This is a genomic window from Shewanella sp. LC6 (assembly GCF_006385735.2).
Taxonomy (GTDB): domain Bacteria; phylum Pseudomonadota; class Gammaproteobacteria; order Enterobacterales; family Shewanellaceae; genus Shewanella; species Shewanella xiamenensis.
The window spans coordinates 4,824,613-4,845,635 of sequence record NZ_CP043902.1 but is presented as its reverse complement, the minus strand read 5'-3'; the positions used below and the strand labels follow the sequence as shown (position 1 = coordinate 4,845,635).

Annotated in this window: 23 protein-coding genes and 1 pseudogene; 16 read left to right on the top strand and 8 right to left on the bottom strand. The window is 44.7% G+C overall.

What is annotated here, in order from left to right; genetic code table 11:
* Positions 1 to 5 precede the first annotated feature (5 nt).
* The 5 genes from FJD32_RS21635 to FJD32_RS21615 all read right to left on the bottom strand — a co-directional run bounded on the left by FJD32_RS21635 (position 6) and on the right by FJD32_RS21615 (position 3,453).
* Positions 6 to 1,496 carry an efflux RND transporter periplasmic adaptor subunit gene (locus FJD32_RS21635; protein ID WP_140906953.1) on the bottom strand — a complete coding sequence of 497 codons (1,491 nt, stop codon included), beginning with the start codon at positions 1,494 to 1,496 and terminating at the stop codon, positions 6 to 8.
* A 21-nt stretch (positions 1,497 to 1,517) separates the two neighbouring features.
* On the bottom strand, positions 1,518 to 1,778 hold the full coding sequence (locus tag FJD32_RS21630; protein WP_047537912.1) for a heavy metal-binding domain-containing protein: 261 nt from the start codon (positions 1,776 to 1,778) through the stop codon (positions 1,518 to 1,520).
* A 218-nt stretch (positions 1,779 to 1,996) separates the two neighbouring features.
* Positions 1,997 to 2,437 carry a hypothetical protein gene (locus FJD32_RS21625; protein ID WP_047537915.1) on the bottom strand — a complete coding sequence of 147 codons (441 nt, stop codon included), beginning with the start codon at positions 2,435 to 2,437 and terminating at the stop codon, positions 1,997 to 1,999.
* A gap of 107 nt (positions 2,438 to 2,544) precedes the next feature.
* A complete protein-coding gene (locus tag FJD32_RS21620; protein ID WP_140906952.1) occupies positions 2,545 to 3,000 on the bottom strand; it encodes a DUF2057 family protein in 456 nt (151 codons plus the stop codon).
* Positions 3,001 to 3,090: 90 nt separating this feature from the next.
* Positions 3,091 to 3,453 (bottom strand): hypothetical protein, encoded by a 363-nt coding sequence (locus FJD32_RS21615; protein WP_047537921.1) that lies wholly within the window; start codon positions 3,451 to 3,453, stop codon positions 3,091 to 3,093.
* A gap of 411 nt (positions 3,454 to 3,864) precedes the next feature.
* On the opposite strand from FJD32_RS21615, the gene cymA reads away from it, so the two are divergent.
* The gene (cymA, locus tag FJD32_RS21610; protein ID WP_037423641.1) at positions 3,865 to 4,428 is read left to right on the top strand and encodes a NapC/NirT family cytochrome c CymA; all 564 of its coding nucleotides are present in this window, start codon (positions 3,865 to 3,867) and stop codon (positions 4,426 to 4,428) included.
* Between the two features lie 69 nt (positions 4,429 to 4,497).
* On the opposite strand, the gene FJD32_RS21605 is transcribed toward cymA, so the two are convergent.
* The gene (locus tag FJD32_RS21605) at positions 4,498 to 5,034 is read right to left on the bottom strand and encodes a cysteine hydrolase family protein (RefSeq protein WP_140906951.1); all 537 of its coding nucleotides are present in this window, start codon (positions 5,032 to 5,034) and stop codon (positions 4,498 to 4,500) included.
* A gap of 97 nt (positions 5,035 to 5,131) precedes the next feature.
* On the opposite strand from FJD32_RS21605, the gene FJD32_RS21600 reads away from it, so the two are divergent.
* Positions 5,132 to 6,133, top strand: a complete 1,002-nt coding sequence (locus tag FJD32_RS21600) for a helix-turn-helix domain-containing protein (RefSeq protein ID WP_226770117.1) — start codon at positions 5,132 to 5,134, stop codon at positions 6,131 to 6,133.
* Here the strand turns inward: FJD32_RS21600 and FJD32_RS21595 are convergent.
* Together FJD32_RS21595 and rsmD are read right to left on the bottom strand one after the other, a co-directional pair.
* Positions 6,090 to 6,362: a DUF1145 domain-containing protein gene (locus tag FJD32_RS21595; protein ID WP_011718692.1), complete on the bottom strand. Its 273-nt coding sequence runs from the start codon at positions 6,360 to 6,362 to the stop codon at positions 6,090 to 6,092. The two genes, FJD32_RS21600 and FJD32_RS21595, sit on opposite strands and share 44 nt — an antisense overlap.
* Before the next feature lies 1 nt (position 6,363).
* Positions 6,364 to 7,011 carry a 16S rRNA (guanine(966)-N(2))-methyltransferase RsmD gene (rsmD, locus tag FJD32_RS21590; RefSeq protein WP_099457243.1) on the bottom strand — a complete coding sequence of 216 codons (648 nt, stop codon included), beginning with the start codon at positions 7,009 to 7,011 and terminating at the stop codon, positions 6,364 to 6,366.
* 213 nt (positions 7,012 to 7,224) lie between these two features.
* Between rsmD and ftsY the strand changes: the two genes are divergently transcribed.
* From ftsY to FJD32_RS21525, 14 genes and pseudogenes are all read left to right on the top strand, one after another.
* A complete protein-coding gene (ftsY, locus tag FJD32_RS21585; protein ID WP_205403017.1) occupies positions 7,225 to 8,838 on the top strand; it encodes a signal recognition particle-docking protein FtsY in 1,614 nt (537 codons plus the stop codon).
* Positions 8,839 to 8,841: 3 nt separating this feature from the next.
* Positions 8,842 to 9,543 carry a cell division ATP-binding protein FtsE gene (gene ftsE, locus FJD32_RS21580; RefSeq protein ID WP_099457245.1) on the top strand — a complete coding sequence of 234 codons (702 nt, stop codon included), beginning with the start codon at positions 8,842 to 8,844 and terminating at the stop codon, positions 9,541 to 9,543.
* Positions 9,540 to 10,505 carry a permease-like cell division protein FtsX gene (ftsX, locus tag FJD32_RS21575; protein WP_099457246.1) on the top strand — a complete coding sequence of 322 codons (966 nt, stop codon included), beginning with the start codon at positions 9,540 to 9,542 and terminating at the stop codon, positions 10,503 to 10,505. The genes ftsE and ftsX overlap by 4 nt, the downstream gene beginning before the upstream one ends.
* 230 nt (positions 10,506 to 10,735) lie before the next feature.
* Positions 10,736 to 11,593, top strand: coding sequence for an RNA polymerase sigma factor RpoH (gene rpoH, locus FJD32_RS21570; RefSeq protein WP_011624492.1), 858 nt, complete (start codon positions 10,736 to 10,738; stop codon positions 11,591 to 11,593).
* A gap of 401 nt (positions 11,594 to 11,994) precedes the next feature.
* The gene (locus tag FJD32_RS21565; protein WP_023266424.1) at positions 11,995 to 12,360 is read left to right on the top strand and encodes a hypothetical protein; all 366 of its coding nucleotides are present in this window, start codon (positions 11,995 to 11,997) and stop codon (positions 12,358 to 12,360) included.
* 390 nt (positions 12,361 to 12,750) lie between these two features.
* The gene (locus FJD32_RS21560; protein WP_001206290.1) at positions 12,751 to 13,959 is read left to right on the top strand and encodes an IS4-like element IS10A family transposase; all 1,209 of its coding nucleotides are present in this window, start codon (positions 12,751 to 12,753) and stop codon (positions 13,957 to 13,959) included.
* 424 nt (positions 13,960 to 14,383) lie between these two features.
* Positions 14,384 to 14,911, top strand: coding sequence for a fimbrial protein (locus tag FJD32_RS21555; protein WP_037426646.1), 528 nt, complete (start codon positions 14,384 to 14,386; stop codon positions 14,909 to 14,911).
* Between the two features lie 67 nt (positions 14,912 to 14,978).
* Complete coding sequence (locus FJD32_RS21550) at positions 14,979 to 15,179, top strand: hypothetical protein (protein WP_140906997.1); 201 nt, start codon at positions 14,979 to 14,981, stop codon at positions 15,177 to 15,179.
* 38 nt (positions 15,180 to 15,217) lie between these two features.
* Complete coding sequence (locus FJD32_RS21545) at positions 15,218 to 16,426, top strand: IS4-like element IS10A family transposase (RefSeq protein ID WP_001206290.1); 1,209 nt, start codon at positions 15,218 to 15,220, stop codon at positions 16,424 to 16,426.
* A 21-nt stretch (positions 16,427 to 16,447) separates the two neighbouring features.
* Positions 16,448 to 16,747: pseudogene (locus FJD32_RS25180) on the top strand (fimbria/pilus periplasmic chaperone); the annotation flags it as partial.
* A gap of 81 nt (positions 16,748 to 16,828) precedes the next feature.
* Complete coding sequence (locus FJD32_RS25295) at positions 16,829 to 17,053, top strand: hypothetical protein (RefSeq protein WP_258195980.1); 225 nt, start codon at positions 16,829 to 16,831, stop codon at positions 17,051 to 17,053.
* Positions 17,054 to 17,094: 41 nt separating this feature from the next.
* Complete coding sequence (locus FJD32_RS21535) at positions 17,095 to 18,336, top strand: fimbria/pilus outer membrane usher protein (RefSeq protein ID WP_226770053.1); 1,242 nt, start codon at positions 17,095 to 17,097, stop codon at positions 18,334 to 18,336.
* Positions 18,337 to 18,438: 102 nt separating this feature from the next.
* Positions 18,439 to 19,647, top strand: a complete 1,209-nt coding sequence (locus FJD32_RS21530) for an IS4-like element IS10A family transposase (RefSeq protein WP_001206290.1) — start codon at positions 18,439 to 18,441, stop codon at positions 19,645 to 19,647.
* On the top strand, positions 19,644 to 21,014 hold the full coding sequence (locus tag FJD32_RS21525; protein WP_140906568.1) for a fimbria/pilus outer membrane usher protein: 1,371 nt from the start codon (positions 19,644 to 19,646) through the stop codon (positions 21,012 to 21,014). The genes FJD32_RS21530 and FJD32_RS21525 overlap by 4 nt, the downstream gene beginning before the upstream one ends.
* The last annotated feature ends 9 nt before the right edge of the window (positions 21,015 to 21,023 follow it).

The window sequence follows — 21,023 nt, the reverse complement described above, 5'->3', positions numbered from 1 at the left end:
CGCTCCTAGTGCTGATGACCGCTGCTTAAACGCATCAGGCTGCCCTTGAGGCTGGCCTCGGAGTCGAGCAGGAATTGCCCTGAGGTGACGACACGTTCACCTTCGCTTAGGCCCGAGACTATCTCGGCCTTGCCTTGGCTCATCATGCCTACAGTGACAGCTTTTGCGATAAAGCTGTCATCGGCTTGTTTCACTATTACGCGGTTTTCTTTACCCGTTTGGATGAGCGCTTCCTGTGGGATCACGAGTACATCCTTATTTGGGCCGCCAAAGAGCGAAACCTTAGCGAGTGTCTTGGGTCTTAAAGAGACATCGGTATTATTCAGTACCACGCGCACTCTCAAACTACGGGTAACAGGGTCTAGCTCGGGATAGATATAGTCAACCGTGCCTTCTATACCGTTGATATTCATCGCGGGCACAGAGACTTCGGCTTTTTGCCCAACCCTAATCCAGCTTTGTTCATTTTCAAACACATCGGCGATGACCCATACCTTAGAAAGATCGACCAATGACATGACTTCAGTAGAAGGCTCAATATACATACCGTCACGGATGGAGAGTGTTTCGACAACACCTTCCTGTTGTGCGTAAAACGGTACTCGATATTGGGTTTGGCGTGAGCTGGCTAATTGTTTGATTTGTTGTTCATTAAACCCTAAGAACGACAGCCTTAAGCCTGCCCTGCGAACCAGATCTTGGTATCTTTGGCTACCGGAGGTTTTCGCTGTATCTAAGGCGAGCAGATAATCATCCTGAGCATTGACTAAATCGGGTGAGTAGATCTCATAAAGTAGCTGCCCCTTTTTGACGGTATCCCCCATGGATTTAACCATTAGCTTTTCAACCCAGCCAGTAACGCGGGCATGAATATGGCTGATCTGGCTCTCGTCATAGTCTATTTGACCCACGGTTTCGACAAACTTCCATAGGGTATCGCGCTCAACGTTGGCGACTTTAAGGGCAAGTGCTTGTTGCATACCGCCAGAGACATTAATGTTAATTTCCTGCGTATTACCGCCTGTTTCGACCTTCTCTAAATTCATCCCACAGATAGGGCAAGTGCCTGGAAAATCACTAATAATGTGGGCATGCATTGGGCACACATACTTAATCGTTGCGCCAGAATTTTGATTTTTGACTAAGTTATTGGCTTTAGGTGTTGGAGTATCAAACACTTGAGCCGCGTTGGCATTTTGTGTATGTGCTTGATGTTCGTCATGTTGTGCAGTATTGCTTGTTTCTTCCTTCTCAACGAGGAACATATTGCACTTAGGGCAGCGGCCGGGTTCATGGCTTTCTACTTCAGGGTGCATAGGGCAAGTATATGTTTTGACTTGATTGGCGCTATTGCTGTTATGCTGATGCCCCGCCTCTGATTGAGTCGCAGGATCAACAAGCTGAGCCTGGGTTAACCAAGGAGTGCCCAGCAGAAGGCTACTGAGTATCAACACAGCCTTAGTGCACGGTTTTTGTACTTTGTAAAATTGGTTCATATGCCTCATCTCCAGCCTAGCTTAGTGGTGCGCGTGATCTTTGTGCATTGCACCGTCAGCCATTTTTTCTGTCGTCGCTTTAGGCTCTAAATTCATGCCACATTTAGGGCAAGTATCGCCTTTGTTACCTGTAACTTCGGGATGCATTGGGCAAACATAGGCTACAGCTTGTTCCTGTGGCGCGGCATTGTTGTGGTGATGCTCATGGGGTGTTGCTGTAGCAAACACACTGGTGCTGGTCATTAAAAATGCAACTAAGGCAAGATTAGTTAAGGTTTTCATATTATTCACTCCATCGGGTTTTAGGGCCGAATATGAGTGCAAAAACGTGATTGAGCTTATTTCTTGAGTGCATACTCAAAATTGATGCCATGGGTAGCATCGTGCACAGTCAACGTTTTAGCTTTACTCTGGGTGCTTGAGAAGAGGGCACCACAATAAACGGCAAAATAAATAGTTAGCTTGGTTTGCCCTGAAAAAAGGGCACAATGAGGCTAGGACTAGGCTATCGGTGGCTTGAAGGCCGACGATAAAGAGATAGAGTGGAAATGAGGCATAGGAGTGGCCATAGGGGTATCACTCAGACTCACACTTGGCCAAAGATGTGGGCTGAAAAGCGTACCAGCAACTGAGATCGTCAAGCAATGTCCACAATCGTTAAGACAGGACGTGGTGCCATTACAACAATGCTGTTTTGCGCCGGGAAGCATTTGATCGTTACAGCAATTTGTATTGGCCATTGCACTGGCGTCTGCGTGGTGCTCGGTGTTCATTTGCATCATTGCCGCGTGATCCATTCCTTGGTTGGAAAGGCTATGAACCATAGCGCCCATTTCCATTGAGCGCATCACCATAGCGTGTCCATTAGACACAACACCTTGCCCGACCAATGCGAGTAAAGTGAATATGACTAATAAATAACGACTAAGTGTTTGATGCATAATAATTCCAGATAATGAACGCTTGGATTCTAGCACAGAGGCATTATGCTGCAATGCGTTAACTCACATTTTAGTTAATGCCTCCGCTCATCGCTCCTAAGGTTGGATTATCTAGCGACTTGATTTCGCAAGATCTCTGCCATTAACTGACTGTGATTTTGCAAGACGAGTGGCAGTGATGTGGCACCATCTACACTGAGCTGTATGCGAGGGTTATTGATAAAACGTTTGGCATCAGCCTCGCTAGTTAATGTTGGAGTGCTGATCTGGTAATTCGACTGCGGTGCAACATCCAGGGTAAAGAATAGAGGCTCAGACTTCACCCAAGTGCCACTATCATCGGCGCGATAACTGAATACATCTTGATATTTTACTTCAATTAGCACTTTACCTTCAGGTAGTTGTACTGGTTTAAAGGATTTAGTTGCTTGGCCATTAATGCTGACCACATTGAGTGTATCAGTGCCTTTCAAGGTCGCAGCACTCGCCGTCATGCTGATAGCAATAGTACTGATGACGAATGTAACGCCAACGAAAATTTTACTAAATAAGGTCGTTTTCATAATAAACTCCAAAATTTGCGTGATCGCGTGAGCGCCAAATCGTGGTGGCAGCTTCACGAGCGATTGAATCGATTTAATGATTAAGATCGGTTATAGCAAATCGGAGTTGGGTGGTGGTGTGGTCAACCCAAGGTCGGCGGTTTGAATCGCCCAGCTTTTGTTCGTAATACGATTACTAGCATGACTCATCAACGCGAGTTGTGGTTGTGATGTTGAGAGATAAAGCTGTGCAACGCAATGAGTTTTGCAATGGTTGGTAAGAGAGTCTTGGCAATGCAACATGCATTCGTCTGGGGGACAATCGGGCATAGTGCAATTTATTTTGCCATCAACCATTTGCATGCTGGATATATCGTGAAAGTCATTCATCGCTGAAGTTGGCATAGCATTCACCATCGCCGACTGAGCGATAAGTGAAAATAACAGTGCTATGGTGATCCAAAACTTAGCCATAAAAAAAACCGTTGCCAATGTACCTATCCTTAAAGACCAACAAATTGCATAAAAAGTTTCATTTTGAGTTTAGTTTTAGGCGTCAGGCTTTTATAGCAAAGGTTAAATGTCGTCTTGATCACATTTTTGTATTCTAAAAATGATTTCATTGCCTTAGCTTCTTAAGGTAGTACTTAATCATTTGTCGCTTAGCATAATGATGAATGTATTAGTGAGAGTTGAAGTACCCTAATGCTCTGCTAAGCTGGTTTTAGCGAGTCGTATTATTCAGAGTTAGAGCTAAGTCTCATTTTGCGCTTTTAAGTTTACATTAATCGGCATTTTAGGCTTGAAATCAAATTTCTAATAAATGAAAAAATATAAAATAGTCTTATAAAAACTAATTTTGACCATATTTTCGGAGATAGAGTGATGAACTGGCGTGCACTATTTAAACCCAGCGCGAAATATTCCATCCTAGCGCTACTGGTTGTTGGTATCGTTATTGGTGTTGTGGGCTACTTTGCAACCCAACAAACCTTACATGCGACGAGTGAAGACGCATTCTGTATGAGCTGCCATAGCAACCACTCATTGAAAAATGAAGTGTTAGCTTCTGCCCATGGCGGTGGCCGTGCTGGTGTGACCGTACAATGTCAAGACTGCCACTTACCACATGCTCCAGTGGATTACTTGATCAAGAAAATCATCGTATCTAAGGACTTATACGGTTTCTTAACTATCGATGGCTTTAACACTCAAGCTTGGCTAGACGAAAACCGCAAAGAGCAAGCTGACAAAGCTTTAGCTTACTTCCGTGGTAATGACTCTGCTAACTGTCAACACTGCCATACTCGTATTTATGAAAATCAACCTGAAACAATGAAGCCAATGGCTGTGAGAATGCACACCAACAACTTCAAGAAAGATCCTGAAGCAAGAAAGACCTGCGTGGACTGCCACAAAGGTGTTGCTCACCCCTATCCAAAAGGATAAGGTTTAGCGCTTCAATAGCTTGATATTCAAATAAAAAGCCCTCTTTCGAGGGTTTTTTGCTTTCTCGTCTTATAAGTCTTGGCTATTGATTAATGCCACTCTGCGGGACAAGGCGCTTAGCGAAATTTGATGCACCATTTGCGTGGGAGCTGTGCAGGCATCGACAATCACTTGCACTGAATAGGCTTGTGCCGCGGGTGATAGCGCTGTATGGGTCACGCAGTTTTGAGTCATGATACCGCATAAGAGTAAATGCTTGATTTGCATATCTTGGAGTAAGTTGGCTAGCTCTGTGCCATCGAAACTGTCGGCAAATTGTTTTACCACAATTGGGGCATTGGGTAGCTCAGCTAAAAGCGCTGGATGGATTTCAACTCCTTGAGTGTGTGGGTTAAAAAAGGGGGCGTCATCCTGAGCAGTATCGGCGATATGCTGCACGAGAATAATCGGTATTGCCTGTTGCTGGGCACATTGCACTGAGTGCAAGGTGCGCGCTAATGCCTCATCGACTTGCCATTGTGGGTAAGCCCCATGGGGAAAGTAGTCATTCTGCACATCAATAATCACTAAGGCGCTGTTCTCTGGGATCTGGTTTAAGCTCGACATATTTTTCTCCTGTTCGTTTTCTCTTGCAAAAGATGTCTTCGAAGGAGAGTTTGCGGTAGATTCATTGCCATTAAGAGTGGCAGAAATGACATCTATGGTGCTTAAATTGACAAATTTTGCCGAGCCATCCCCATTAAAAGTGGCGATATTAGCCATACCCGGTTGTTTAACTTCAGCCGTATTTGGCTTAGAAGAGATGTTGCTGGTGGCTAATAAGCTGATGTTAGCTGACGAAAATAAATCCCTAGGCTCAAGTTGCTTTGCTGTGACTCGGTTATCCCTAGAGGAGATGAATCTCGAAGATCGCTATCAGTTAGTGATTATCCCGCCGAGCATCGAGACTGAGCTTTACTTCAATGCAGCGCCTTCATTGCGATTATGGTTACAGCAGCAACATGCCCGAGGAGCTATTCTCTGTTCTGCCTGTGCGGGAGCATTTGTGCTGGCCGCAGCGGGTTTACTCAATGGCCGCAAGGCGACAACCCATTGGGGGCTAGTGGAAACGTTTGAGACCCAATATCCGCAGGTGAAACTCGAGATCGAAAAAATCATGGTTAACGAGGGCGATATCATCACGGCTGCTGGCATGATGTCGTGGCTCGACTTGGGGCTAGAGTTAGTCGCGCAGTTTTGCCATGTGAAAGTCATGCGCCAACTGGGTAAGTACCTTGTTATCGACACTGGTGGGCGTGAACAGCGTTATTACCAACAGTTTTTACCTAAACGAGATCATGGGGATGCTGTGATCTTGAATCTGCAAAATCGCCTACAAACCGACTATGGTGAGCCGATGAGTGTTGCGGTTTTGGCGCAGCAGTGCTGTATGGGCGAGCGAACTTTTTTGCGACGTTTTGTGAAAGCGACAGGGCATAAGCCTAATGAATACCTACAAAAACTCAGGATCCAAAAGGCCTGCGACTTACTCGAAAATAGTCTACTGAGTTTCGAGACCATAGCGCACCAAGTTGGCTATGAGGATGTGAGCGCCTGTCGCAAAGCGTTTACTCGTATTACCGGCCTAACCCCGAGTGCCTTTCGACAAAGGTTTAGTGCGCTTACGCCTGCGCTAACACCTGTCGACGATAGCTCAATAAACTAAATACGCCGAAGATAAACACTTGCAGATAATCTTGTTTGCGCAGCGTCAGCAGATTTTTAAACAGCATATGGAAGATGGCAACCTGGAAGCAATGCATCAAGCAAGTAATGCCGAGCAAGATATTGAGAATAATGCCGATATTGCCAGCAAAAGGCATAACAAGGTTATAAGCCATCATCAGCCACGCGATTAAGGTAATGGCTTTGCCCATATTGATCAGAAACGACATGCTATTCCTCGGTGTCAGCCGGAGTATCTTCGGCTTGGTATTGATATAAGCGATAGCTAACTTGTCCTGCGGTTTTGTCTTTGAGCGGTTGCCAAGTCGCAGGGACTGCCATGTGAGTTAATTCCGACTCAATCTCCACATAAATGAGCGCACCATCATTAAGCCAACCTTTGCTATCCAATAGTTGAATGGTTTTTTCTGCCAAGCCTTTACGGAAAGGTGGATCGATAAACACCACGTCAAACCCTTGCTCGCAGCCATTTTGCAGCACGACTAGAGTATCGGCGTTGAGTACCTCGGCATTGTCGCACTTGAGGGTATTGAGATTCGCTTTAAGTTGCATGGCGGCAGGACGTTGCAACTCGATAATCTTGGCATAACTGGCATAGCGTGAGAGAGACTCAAGCGCCAAGGCGCCGCTGCCACCAAAGCAGTCGAGCACCCTTGCGTGGGCAATATCATTGGCAAGCCAGTTAAACAGGGTTTCGCGGACTCTATCTGTGGTCGGCCGCAGGCCGTCTAAATCATGGATAGGCAGTTTGCGTGAACGCCATTGCCCGGCAATGATCCGCACTTGGCCACTACCGGCTTTCTTGTTGGCCGTTTGACTCTTGGTCACTTGCTTGTTGTTTGCACGATTATTAGCCAAAGTGCCCCCGTGATTTTGCCTGAAGAAAGAAAGTGGTAGACTATGCCACCTTTATAAAGGCCACTATTTTATATCAAACTCCTAGTAAAAGGTGAGAAGGCTGATAGAGCAGAACTAATTGCCGACTTTTTGGGCGTAATTGCCGCGGTAATCTGGTATAACGGCAGGGTCTTATTTTAAATTCAACACTGAAGTAGAGCGCTGGAATTACACATGGCAAAGAAAGGTTTTTTCTCCTGGTTTCGTAAAGATAAATCACAAGATGAGGTTGTCGAGCAAACCCCAGTCGTTACTCCATCGCAGACTAACCAAACAGATGCATTAGCTGAGCAGCAAGCTGAAGCTGCTCGCCTCACGGCTGAACAGGCTCTAGCCGACAAATTAGCAGCCGAAAAAGCAGAAACGGAAAGAGTTGCCGCAGAACAAGCCGCAAAAGCCCAAGCAGAAGCGGAAGCCCTTGCTGAAGAGCAAGCTTCACATTTAGCCGAACAACAGGCGGCTGAAGCCGCGCGCTTAGCAGCGGAGCAAGCGCAGGCAGAGCAGTTAGCCGTTGAAAATGCCCAAGCGGAAAGAGTTGCCGCAGAACAAGCCGCAAAAGCCCAAGCAGAGGCACAGCGTGTTGCCGAAGAACAAGCTTCACATTTAGCCGAACAACAGGCGGCTGAAGCCGCGCGCTTAGCAGCGGAGCAAGCGCAGGCAGAGCAGTTAGCCGCTGAAAATGCCCAAGCGGAAAGAGTCGCCGCAGAACAAGCCGCAAAAGCCCAAGCAGAGGCACAGCGTGTTGCCGAAGAACAGGCCGCTGAAGCCCAAGCAGAAGCAGAGCGACTTGCCGCTGCACAGGTCCAAGCTGAACAACCCCTTGAGCAACAACCCGAACCTCAGGCAAAACCCGCCAAAGAAAGCTTCTTCGCGCGTCTAAAACGCGGCTTAATGCGTACTAGCGAAAATATTGGTAGCGGTTTCATCGGGTTATTCCGTGGTAAAAAAATCGACGATGAACTGTTTGAAGAGTTGGAAGAACAGCTTTTAATCGCCGACGTGGGTGTCGAAACTACTTCACGCCTTATTCAGAGCCTGACCGAACACGCGTCGCGCAAGCAATTAAAGGATGCCGAAGCACTCTACGATCTGCTGCGTGATGAAATGCAAAAGACACTCGATCCTGTGGCAATCCCATTAGTGCCTGAAAATGCTAACGGCCCCTATGTGATTCTTATGGTCGGCGTTAACGGTGTGGGTAAAACCACCACGATTGGCAAACTGGCAAAGCAATACCAGCGCCAAGGTAAGTCTGTGATGTTAGCGGCGGGCGATACCTTCCGCGCAGCAGCGGTGGAGCAATTACAAGTTTGGGGCCAACGCAATAATATCCCTGTGATAGCCCAACATACCGGCGCCGACAGTGCCTCGGTACTTTTTGATGCGCTGCAAGCGGCTAAAGCCCGAAAAATTGATGTATTAATTGCTGATACAGCGGGTCGCTTACAAAACAAGTCGCATCTGATGGAAGAGTTAAAGAAAGTGGTGCGAGTGATGAAGAAACTCGACCCAGAAGCGCCGCACGAAGTGATGCTGACCTTAGATGCGAGCACTGGCCAAAATGCGATTAGCCAGGCGCAGCTATTCCAAGAAGCCGTTGGCGTTACCGGCATGACCATCAGCAAGCTCGACGGTACCGCCAAGGGCGGCGTGGTGTTTGCGATTGCCGATAAGTTTAAAATCCCGCTACGTTATATTGGCGTGGGTGAGCAAATTGATGATTTGCGTACCTTTAATTCTAAAGAATTTATTGATGCCTTGTTCACTCAAGAGAAAGCGGATAGCTAATTTATGATTGATTTTCAGCAGGTCAGTAAGATTTATCCTGGTGGCCAAATGGCGCTGGAGGAAGTGAATTTTCATCTACAAAATGGTGAAATGGCATTCTTAACCGGCCATTCGGGCGCGGGTAAGAGTACCCTGTTGAAATTAATCACAGTGATCGAGCGCGCCACCACTGGCCGTGTGGCGATTAATGGCCACGATATTGCCAAAATTAGCCCCAAACACGTGCCCTATTTGCGCCGCAATATTGGGATGATTTTCCAAAACCATCATCTATTGATGGACAGAAGCGTATTCGACAATGTTGCCTTACCATTAGTGATTGAAGGTTTCTCCCATGGCGAGATCCGCAAACGGGTCGCTGGCGCGCTTGATATGGTGGGTTTATATGGCAAAGAGCGCCATAACCCCATCATGTTATCCGGTGGTGAGCAGCAACGTGTCGGTATCGCCCGCGCGATCGTGAATAAACCGCCACTATTGCTGGCCGACGAACCGACGGGCAACTTGGACCCTAAATTGTCGATGGATATTTTGCGCCTATTCGAAACCTTTAACGATGCAGGCACGAGCGTGCTCATTGCCACCCACGATCTGGGACTGATCGCGCGGATGAAATACCGCACTTTTACCTTGAAGCAAGGGCGTATGCTCGGTGCCCAGGAATTGCATCATGGACACGCGACTGCTCGAGGTAATGCGCTATGAGTGATAACGCCAAATTAACGCGCAGTAAGTTGCCCATTTCAGGGCGCATCGTGATGTTTTTTATTCGTCATGTGCAGCAAGCCATGGCAAGTATGGGCGAGTTATGGCGCAGTCCCGTTTCTTCTTTGATGACGATGGCGGTGCTTGGGGTGAGCTTAAGCTTGCCCGCAGCACTGCAAGTGCTAGTTAAAAATGCCGAGACTATTACCACTTCTTGGAATAGCGCGGCGGAGATTTCACTTTTTATCGATGAAAATCGCAGCGAGCAGACTATTCAAAGTTTGTTAACGCGTATCCGCGCTTATCCCGAAGTGGAAAAGGTACAGTATATCGACCGCAATCAAGCGCTTGAGGAGTTTCAGCGTCTATCTGGATTTGGTGAAGCGTTAGCCTATCTTGATAAAAATCCGCTTCCCGCGGTAATTACCGTGACACCAACCCAGCGTTATTCTACGCCAGTGGGAGCCCGCGAATTATTGACTAAGCTTGAGCGTGAGCCTGAAATCAGTTTTGGTCGCTTAGATATTGAATGGTTAGAGCGGCTACAGGCTGTGGTGCGTTTACTCGAACGCACGGTAATGGCGATTGCGGCGTTACTCGTCTTGGCGGTGGTATTAGTGATAGGTAACACGATTCGCTTAGCCATTATGAATCGCCGTAGTGAAATAGAAGTGATGAAGTTAGTCGGAGCAACCGAGGCATTTATTCAACGTCCCTTCCTTTATACCGGTATTTGGTACGGAGTGATTGGCGGTGTATTAGCTTGGCTTATTATTAACTTGTTGGTTTGGTATCTGGATTCTGCCCTAGCCGAATTGCTTGGTTTGTATGGTAGTCAGCTAGAGATGAAGTCTCTGACCTTTACCGAACTGCTACAATTAGTGGGCTTAGCCTCCTTCTTAGGTTGGCTGGGCTCTTACCTTTCGGTACGACAACATTTAAGAGCGATTGAACCCTCTTAATGATCAATCGCTTATCGTTTAAAAATGCGGCTAGATAAGGCAAGCGATGAACTTTTGTTCACTTGCAATGTCTATTCAACGGGGTTAAAAGTAACATCCCAGACGAGCGAAGGTTGACATACTCTGTCAATTAGCCGATAGTTCGTCAGCTCATCCTTAAGGTGTTTTGAGTTAAGCCACAGGATGAAATCGACTTATATTTGATAAGTAGCAAGAAAGTAGGAGCGCGAATGACCTTTCAAACGCAATCAATGGCACTAACAGTCCCTCAGGGCAGCAGTAGTTTAGAAGCTTATATCCATTCAGTGACTAGCATGACAATGTTAGACGCTGAGACTGAGTATGAGTTAGCCAAGCGTTTGCAGGAAACGGGTGATCTGCAAGCGGCTAAGCAACTGATTATGTCGCACTTACGCTTTGTGGTGCATGTTGCCAAGGGCTATTCAGGTTACGGTCTGCCACAGGCGGATTTGATCCAAGAAGGCAACATCGGTCTGATGAAAGCGGTTAAGCGCTTCGATCCCGATGTGGGCGTCCGTCTAGTGTCTTTTGCTGTGCACTGGATTAAAGCCGAAATTCATGAATATGTGCTAAAAAACTGGCGCATTGTAAAAGTTGCAACCACCAAAGCACAACGTAAGTTGTTCTTTAATATCCGTAAAGCGAAAACTCGCCTCGGTTGGTTTAGCGATGATGAAGTCGCAATGGTGGCAGAAAACTTAGGTGTATCTAAGGCCGATGTGACTGAGATGGAATCACGTATGGCAGCGCAGGATCCTGCGTTTGACCTGAGCAGTGATAACGATGATGAGCAGGATTTTGCCCCTGTGCATTATCTTGAGGACCATTCATCGGATTTAGCCGAAAATATCGAAAACGATAACTGGGAATCCAATGCTCAAGGTCGTTTATTATCGGCCATCAAAACCTTAGACGAGCGTAGTCAGCACATTCTGCGTGCCCGTTGGTTAGATGATGATAAAACCACACTGCAGGAATTAGCAGAAACCTATCAAGTCTCGGCTGAGCGCATTCGCCAGTTAGAGAAAAACGCCATGAACAAGCTTAAGGCTTGTATGGAAGCCTAATTAGGCTACGTTTTCTTTCAAGACAAGATATCAAAAACCTGCTTCGGCAGGTTTTTTGTTGTCTAGATTTCACTAATGATGGTGAAAATTAGTTTGTTTATAGCATATTTAACTCTTTCTAAGGTTTTTCGTCGTTATTAACGGAATTATCCTACAGCATTCTCTAGTGAATCCTTCTTAAAATATGTTTACTTTTGAGCCTCATTCAAAAGTGATTATCGAAGCTTGATATCGATAGTGTTGCTCTCCGCATTATGGGTTTGGCTTTGTCATTTGGTAAGGATGCTTTAGGGAGTTAGATTGAGTCGTTATGGATAAAATCAACAGGGAATTCAAATCTAACATGGCAAAGTTTAATACCCATTTTGCGGTTTTTTCATCAATATGTAGGTCAGATAATTATGGTCACTATGGTTTCCAAATTAGCCCTATCTTCAGAGCCTGGTTGGGGAGTTGCTTTCAGAAATGGGGCCTCGATTGAGGCGTATCAGCAGAGCCTATTTTGGCTATTAAGCAAGGGTATGCCCTGTGATATGAGAGATATTACCCTAAGCGACTTTTTAGGATCGATTGTTGTTGTTTGCCAATTTTCATTGCAAAAGTTGGTTGAATTTCTTGATTTTAATGAAATTCCATACTTCTTAGAGGATGATAGAGTTCGTTGGCTATTGCCGAGTAATATATCAAATATCTATTATATTCAGTGGAAAAAACACACGATAGAATTAAATAATTCAGAGCTTTATGGAGGAAGTATACTAAATTAAAGTTTAAAATTTCATATTTATATTAAATTTTAGTGTGTCATCTCAAAATTTAATCAGTTATTCATAGTAAATAATTTGTTGTTAATTTTGAAAAATTAGCTTCAGACATCTCTATTCTGGCCGATACTTATCATGTGTCCTTAACGCCGGAAGAGGTGCTTTATGAGAAAATTAACATTTTGGGGCAAGCTCTGTAGTGCTGCACTACTCATTGTGGGTTTGAATTCAGTGGTAGCTGCAACAGAGTTTAGTACTCTTACATTTCGAGGTGAGGTGGCAGAACCCTGAAGAATCCCCTGATGATTTACAAATAAATCATCAAATTAGGGTGGAAGCGCATCTTGTTGCATGATCAAATGGTTTCTCCAAAAACTACACTTGGACAACAAGATGCGCGAAGCCAATATCCTACAACATTCTTTACACCAATACTGCCCAGAACTTCACCTAAAACGATTAAACAGCTTGATGCTGGCCTCTAAGGCACTGATTGAATGTAAGACACTGACCTTGACTGAGTTAGGTCGAAATTTACCAACCACGGCCCGAACCAAGCACAACATCAAGCGCATTGATCGTTTGCTCGGCAACACGCATCTGCATCAAGAACGGTTAGCTGTCTACCAATGGCATGCCAGCCTCATCTGTTCTGGTAACCCTATGCCGATTGTGCTCGTCGATTGGTCAGACATCCGAGAGCATAAACGCATCATGGCTCTGCGCGCCTCAATAGCCTTCAATGGCCGCTCTATTACCCTGTATGAGAAGTCCTATCCCCTATCAGAACAATGCTCTAAGGCCTCCCACAACGGTTTTTTAGCGGACTTAGCCAAGATTTTACCTTTGCATGTTACCCCTCTCATCGTGACTGACGCGGGGTTCAAAGTGCCTTGGTACAAAGAGGTTGAGGCGCATGGTTGGTTTTGGCTAAGCCGTATTCGCGGTACAGTTCAATTTGCAGATATTGGCGCTGAAAATTGGCGTGCAGTTCGCAGTACACATGACTTGGCCAACGGTCAAGCGAAGAGCCTGGGTTGTAAGACCTTGACCAAAACTAACCCTATCAATTGCCATCTCACGCTTTATCGTAGCAAACCTAAGGGGCGTACAAATCAGCGTTCAACGAGGACTAATTGCCACCATCCATCGGCAAAAACGTACTCAACATCGGCGAAAGAGCCTTGGGTGTTAGCCAGCAATTTACCACCAGAATCTCGGAGCCCAAAGCAGCTGGTAAACCTGTACGCCAAACGTATGCAAATAGAGGAAACCTTTCGTGACCTCAAAAGCCCGGCATACGGCTTTGGCTTACGCCAAAGTCGTACCAACAGTCCAGAGCGATTCGACATCATCCTACTGATAGCGTTGATGGTTCAATGCCTGTTGTGGCTAGTTGGTTTACACGCACAGCAACAGGGCTGGGATAAGCATTTTCAGGCCAATACCATTGGGCATCGAACGGTACTCTCAACGATTCGCTTGGGATTGGAGGTACTCAGGCGGCCTGATTATCAAATCACGGAGAAAGAATTGCTGGCGGCCTGGGTATTATTCGCCAATCAGTTGCTCAAATATGGCTATGCTATGGCTGATTTATGAGGGGATCCTTCAGGGCAGAACCTAGTTGCTACTCTGATTTATCTTCCATCAGTTGTTATAATCAATCTACACATCAATTCGACACTCAACTAATATCCTTTAATTTTTCCGAAGTATCTTCTCTTGATGGCATTGCCAAAAATATTCCTACTAATTTTAGCCAAATAAACTCACTGGTCTTTAATCAGTTGGATAGAAATGAAGTGATGATTTCATTTAATTATAACTAATAGAAACTTCGTTTAATTATAGGCAGTCATAATATTTAAGGCTGCCTATATAATTGATATTAGTTGATCAGACATTTCCTACAGCAGTGCAAGGTTAGTCCTATGGGGACTGCTGGATATTATTGCTATTGTATACGCAGGTTTAATAAGTAAACCCATTGTATCATTAACAATTTTATGGGATCGAATTTCTGATGAAAAAATTAACTCTTTCTGCACTAGTTTTAACTGCTTTATTTGGCGCTAATGCTCACGCAAATAATACTATTACTTTCTTAGGTGAAGTTTCTGATCAAACTTGTGAAGTTGCTATCAATGGTGCAACCGCTAATCCAACGGTATTATTACCAACAGTTTCAACTGCTGATTTAGCTGTCGCTGGCTCTGTTGCTGGTGAAACTCCATTCACTCTGTCAGTAAGTGGTTGTACTATCAATGCTACTCAAGCTCTTCCAATTAAAACTGTTTTTGTTGGTAACAGCGTAACTGTAGCTGGTAACTTAGGTAACACTGGGACTGCAACAAACGTATCACTACAAATTTTAGATGCTGTTGGTGGTAATGCTGTTGATTTGACTGGTGTTGCAACTGTTGATGGTTTAAACGTAGCCGCTGGTGATAGCACTGCATCACATGACTTTGCTGTCCAATATTATGCTGAAGGTGCGGCAACTGCAGGTACTGTAGTTAGCTCTGTTCAATACGCGATTTCTTACCTGTAATTAAAGCTAAATTCTGATCTTGCTCACTCAGCTCTCTGAGTGAGCACTCCGGCTTTGTGGAAATAATATGTCAATTCTTCCTTTATCTGTGCGCTTATCAGTTCTAATTTCATTACTAATTATCGTTTTCCCATCGAGTGCAAGTGTTGTGATGACCAATACTCGAGTGATTTATCCTAGTGATGCTAAAGAGCGTAGTGCTGAAGAATCCCCTGATGATTTACAAATAAATCATCAAATTAGGGTGGAAGCGCATCTTGTTGCATGATCAAATGGTTTCTCCAAAAACTACACTTGGACAACAAGATGCGCGAAGCCAATATCCTACAACATTCTTTACACCAATACTGCCCAGAACTTCACCTAAAACGATTAAACAGCTTGATGCTGGCCTCTAAGGCACTGATTGAATGTAAGACACTGACCTTGACTGAGTTAGGTCGAAATTTACCAACCACGGCCCGAACCAAGCACAACATCAAGCGCATTGATCGTTTGCTCGGCAACACGCATCTGCATCAAGAACGGTTAGCTGTCTACCAATGGCATGCCAGCCTCATCTGTTCTGGTAACCCTATGCCGATTGTGCTCGTCGATTGGTCAGACATCCGAGAGCATAAACGCATCATGGCTCTGCGCGCCTCAATAGCCTTCAATGGCCGCTCTATTACCCTGTATGAGAAGTCCTATCCCCTATCAGAACAATGCTCTAAGGCCTCCCACAACGGTTTTTTAGCGGACTTAGCCAAGATTTTACCTTTGCATGTTACCCCTCTCATCGTGACTGACGCGGGGTTCAAAGTGCCTTGGTACAAAGAGGTTGAGGCGCATGGTTGGTTTTGGCTAAGCCGTATTCGCGGTACAGTTCAATTTGCAGATATTGGCGCTGAAAATTGGCGTGCAGTTCGCAGTACACATGACTTGGCCAACGGTCAAGCGAAGAGCCTGGGTTGTAAGACCTTGACCAAAACTAACCCTATCAATTGCCATCTCACGCTTTATCGTAGCAAACCTAAGGGGCGTACAAATCAGCGTTCAACGAGGACTAATTGCCACCATCCATCGGCAAAAACGTACTCAACATCGGCGAAAGAGCCTTGGGTGTTAGCCAGCAATTTACCACCAGAATCTCGGAGCCCAAAGCAGCTGGTAAACCTGTACGCCAAACGTATGCAAATAGAGGAAACCTTTCGTGACCTCAAAAGCCCGGCATACGGCTTTGGCTTACGCCAAAGTCGTACCAACAGTCCAGAGCGATTCGACATCATCCTACTGATAGCGTTGATGGTTCAATGCCTGTTGTGGCTAGTTGGTTTACACGCACAGCAACAGGGCTGGGATAAGCATTTTCAGGCCAATACCATTGGGCATCGAACGGTACTCTCAACGATTCGCTTGGGATTGGAGGTACTCAGGCGGCCTGATTATCAAATCACGGAGAAAGAATTGCTGGCGGCCTGGGTATTATTCGCCAATCAGTTGCTCAAATATGGCTATGCTATGGCTGATTTATGAGGGGATCCTTCAGAGCGTAGTGTTCAGTTAAGAAATAATGATAGTTTTCCAAATGTAGTTCAGGTTTGGACAGATATTAATAATTCTGAGTCTACTCCTGAAAATGCAGATGGTCCATTTTTAGCGTTACCAGCGATCTTTAGAATAGAGCCTAATCGAGGACAATTATTCCGCTTAATATACAGTGGTGATAATCTTCCTAAAGATCGGGAAAGCTTATTTTATCTTAACTTTTTGCAAATTCCCCCAATATCTAAAGATAATGCGGGTGAAAACCAGATGTTAGTTATGCTTAAAAATAGAGTCAAGATTTTTTATAGGCCAGTAGAAATTAAATCAAACCCTGAAAGTATTGGAAGAGAAATTAGCTTTAACGTAAAGCAAATCAATGGTGGTGTAGAGGTGGACATTAATAATAAATCGCCTTTTTATGCTTCATTTGTGGACGTGAAACTTATCTCGGGCAATCAAGAGCTTAAAATTCCAGTTGATATGGTTGAGCCAAAATGGAATAAGCTTGTTAAGGTTCATAATCAACAGTTCGTTTCTATTCATCCAATGAAGGTTAAATTCACTATTGTTAATGATTTTGGTGGATTTATAAAGTATGAATATGAAATAAAATAATAAAATTAAGTGAAATGTCTATTATGAGAAAGTGCATTATATTGGCTACAAAATTATCCTTATTAGGCTTGTTTTATTGCAATTTTGGTGTTGCTCCATTATTGATTGCTGACGAGCTTAAAGAGGATGATTTTCAGGAGTTTACTTTCGATGATAGCTTGCTTTTTGGTGGTGGCTACGGAGATAGCTACCTCGCCCGTTTTAATACGGTAGGACAGGCTACACCAGGGAAATATCAGGTTGATATCTATATTAATGGCATACGTATAAGTCGACAAGTTGTTGATTTTATAAGTGAAGATGAAAATGAAATCTATCCATGTCTTGATGCTGATTTTTGGAAAATATCACAAGTCATTTCTACCTATATCAATCAAGAATTATTAGAGCAACAATGTCAAGCACCTGAGCTTACTGTGAATGGTGCAACAGCTAAATTTGATGTTGAAAGATTAAAATTAGACATAACAATTCCCCAAGCTTATATGCAAAAGTCCCCTAGAGGATATGTGCATCCTGAATTATGGGATATGGGAGAGACTGCAGGATATATTAGCTATAATAGCAATCTTTATCAGACAAATGGCTCGGATAATGGCGGCGATATGCGCGCATTTTATACTGGGTTTAATTCTGGGTTAAATATTGGTTTATGGCGCCTTAAAAATCAATCTAGCTATAATTACAATGATTATGATGGCAGTTCTAAAGATAATTTTAATTCCATAAGAACTTATGCTATGCGCGCATTGCCTCATATAGGAAGTGAATTATTACTTGGTGATTCATATACACGAGGCAATATCTTTGGGAGTTTACCTTTTACTGGATTTCAGTTGCAGACGGATAATCGAATGCTACCTGACTCGCGGAGAGGTTATGCACCTGTTGTACGAGGATTAGCTAATTCTACTGCAAAAGTTGTTATTAAACAGAATGACATAGCAATATACCAAACAACTGTTGCAGCGGGGCCATTTTTGATCAATGACTTATATCCAACGAGTTATGAAGGTGATTTGATAGTAGAAGTGACAGAGGCCGATGGCAAAATCTCTGAATTTACTATTCCGTTTAGTGCAGTTCCTGGTTCTATTCGGGAAGGTCATTCACAATATACATTATCTATTGGTGATGTAGATTATTTAGGATCTGGTAATTACTTTATCGAATTGAATTATGAGTACGGCATTAACAATATGCTTACCCTAAATTCGGGTGGACGTGTTGGTGAAGATTATTATGCACTCAGTCTTGGAACGGTTTTGGGGACTGAGTGCTGAAGAATCCCCTGATGATTTACAAATAAATCATCAAATTAGGGTGGAAGCGCATCTTGTTGCATGATCAAATGGTTTCTCCAAAAACTACACTTGGACAACAAGATGCGCGAAGCCAATATTCTACAACATTCTTTACACCAATACTGCCCAGAACTTCACCTAAAACGATTAAACAGCTTGATGCTGGCCTCTAAGGCACTGATTGAATGTAAGACACTGACCTTGACTGAGTTAGGTCGAAATTTACCAACCACGGCCCGAACCAAGCACAACATCAAGCGCATTGATCGTTTGCTCGGCAACACGCATCTGCATCAAGAACGGTTAGCTGTCTACCAATGGCATGCCAGCCTCATCTGTTCTGGTAACCCTATGCCGATTGTGCTCGTCGATTGGTCAGACATCCGAGAGCATAAACGCATCATGGCTCTGCGCGCCTCAATAGCCTTCAATGGCCGCTCTATTACCCTGTATGAGAAGTCCTATCCCCTATCAGAACAATGCTCTAAGGCCTCCCACAACGGTTTTTTAGCGGACTTAGCCAAGATTTTACCTTTGCATGTTACCCCTCTCATCGTGACTGACGCGGGGTTCAAAGTGCCTTGGTACAAAGAGGTTGAGGCGCATGGTTGGTTTTGGCTAAGCCGTATTCGCGGTACAGTTCAATTTGCAGATATTGGCGCTGAAAATTGGCGTGCAGTTCGCAGTACACATGACTTGGCCAACGGTCAAGCGAAGAGCCTGGGTTGTAAGACCTTGACCAAAACTAACCCTATCAATTGCCATCTCACGCTTTATCGTAGCAAACCTAAGGGGCGTACAAATCAGCGTTCAACGAGGACTAATTGCCACCATCCATCGGCAAAAACGTACTCAACATCGGCGAAAGAGCCTTGGGTGTTAGCCAGCAATTTACCACCAGAATCTCGGAGCCCAAAGCAGCTGGTAAACCTGTACGCCAAACGTATGCAAATAGAGGAAACCTTTCGTGACCTCAAAAGCCCGGCATACGGCTTTGGCTTACGCCAAAGTCGTACCAACAGTCCAGAGCGATTCGACATCATCCTACTGATAGCGTTGATGGTTCAATGCCTGTTGTGGCTAGTTGGTTTACACGCACAGCAACAGGGCTGGGATAAGCATTTTCAGGCCAATACCATTGGGCATCGAACGGTACTCTCAACGATTCGCTTGGGATTGGAGGTACTCAGGCGGCCTGATTATCAAATCACGGAGAAAGAATTGCTGGCGGCCTGGGTATTATTCGCCAATCAGTTGCTCAAATATGGCTATGCTATGGCTGATTTATGAGGGGATCCTTCAGGACTGAGTGGGGAGCTGTTGGTATTACAGCTGTTCACTCTTCTTCTCGGCTCTCGAAGGAAGCGGGCCTTGATGATTGGGAGAATGGTTGGCGTTTAGGTGTTAACTATAGTCGTTCTTTTGAGACGGGGACCTCTGTAGCGCTTGCTGGATATCATTATTCAACTGAGTCGTTCCGCGAATTGAATGATGTTTTAGGCGTACGAAAAGCGCTTGAAAGATCAGATATTTTTACATCTGAGACCTATAAGCAACGAAGCGAGATGAGTTTGAGTATTAACCAAAGTCTTGATGAATATGGCTTTCTGTATATCAGCGGCTCTAAACGACAATATAGAGATGGCCGAGATGATGATGACCAGCTGCAACTTGGGTACTCAGTCAATCTTGGTCAATGGAGTTTGGGGCTAACATTCTCTCGTCAATATTCGAGTCAAGTCCCAGTGCAGTATGCTTATAACGATGACTATCTTAACCAGTTAACAGATTTTAACGCTTCACGAACCAAGGAAGATCTGCTGAGTTTGACTCTTTCTATCCCCTTGGGGAGTCGGCAATCAAACATGGTCAATATGGGAGCCAGCCATTCATCGCGCGGAATGAATAGTTACAACATGGGCGTATCTGGAACTGTATTGGAAGACCAATCTTGGACGTATGGTGTAAATGCTTCATTACAGAGTGATGATGGTACAAGTAAGAGCCTTGGAGTGAATACACAGAAGCGATTTAGCCAAGCAACGCTTTCGGGCAGTTACTCAATAGCAGATTCCTATCAACAAATGAGTGCTGGAATAAGTGGCGCTGTTGTTGCTCATGCCGGCGGTCTGACATTAAGCCAAAATTTAAGTGATACCTTCGCTATTGTTGAAGCCAAAGGTGCAAATGGGGCAAAAGTGATTAATAGCTGGGGGACTGAAGTTAATTCCGCCGGTTATGCCGTTATACCAACATTGACCCCCTATAGAATGAACCGCGTGACGTTGGACTCCGGAAACATGCTTGGTACATCCGAATTACTCGAGACCCAGCAGCAGATTGCGCCTTATGCTGGGGCAATTGTGAAGTTGAAGTTTGAGACTCGCGAAGGCTATGCCGTGTTATTTATGACTCAAAAGACCAGTGGTGGTGTTATTCCTATAGGTGCGGAAGTGGTCGATGAAAATGGCCAAATATTAGGTATGGTTGGCCAAGCAGGAATGGCTTATATCCGGACTCCTACTGCTAACGGGCATCTAAAAGTGACCTGGGGTGAGTTGAGTGAACAAACTTGCAGTTTTGATTATGCCTTATCAGAAGTTGAGTTATTGTCCGAACTGGTGCGTATGCCTGTTAATTGTCAGTCAAGCATCTAGGAGTGAATA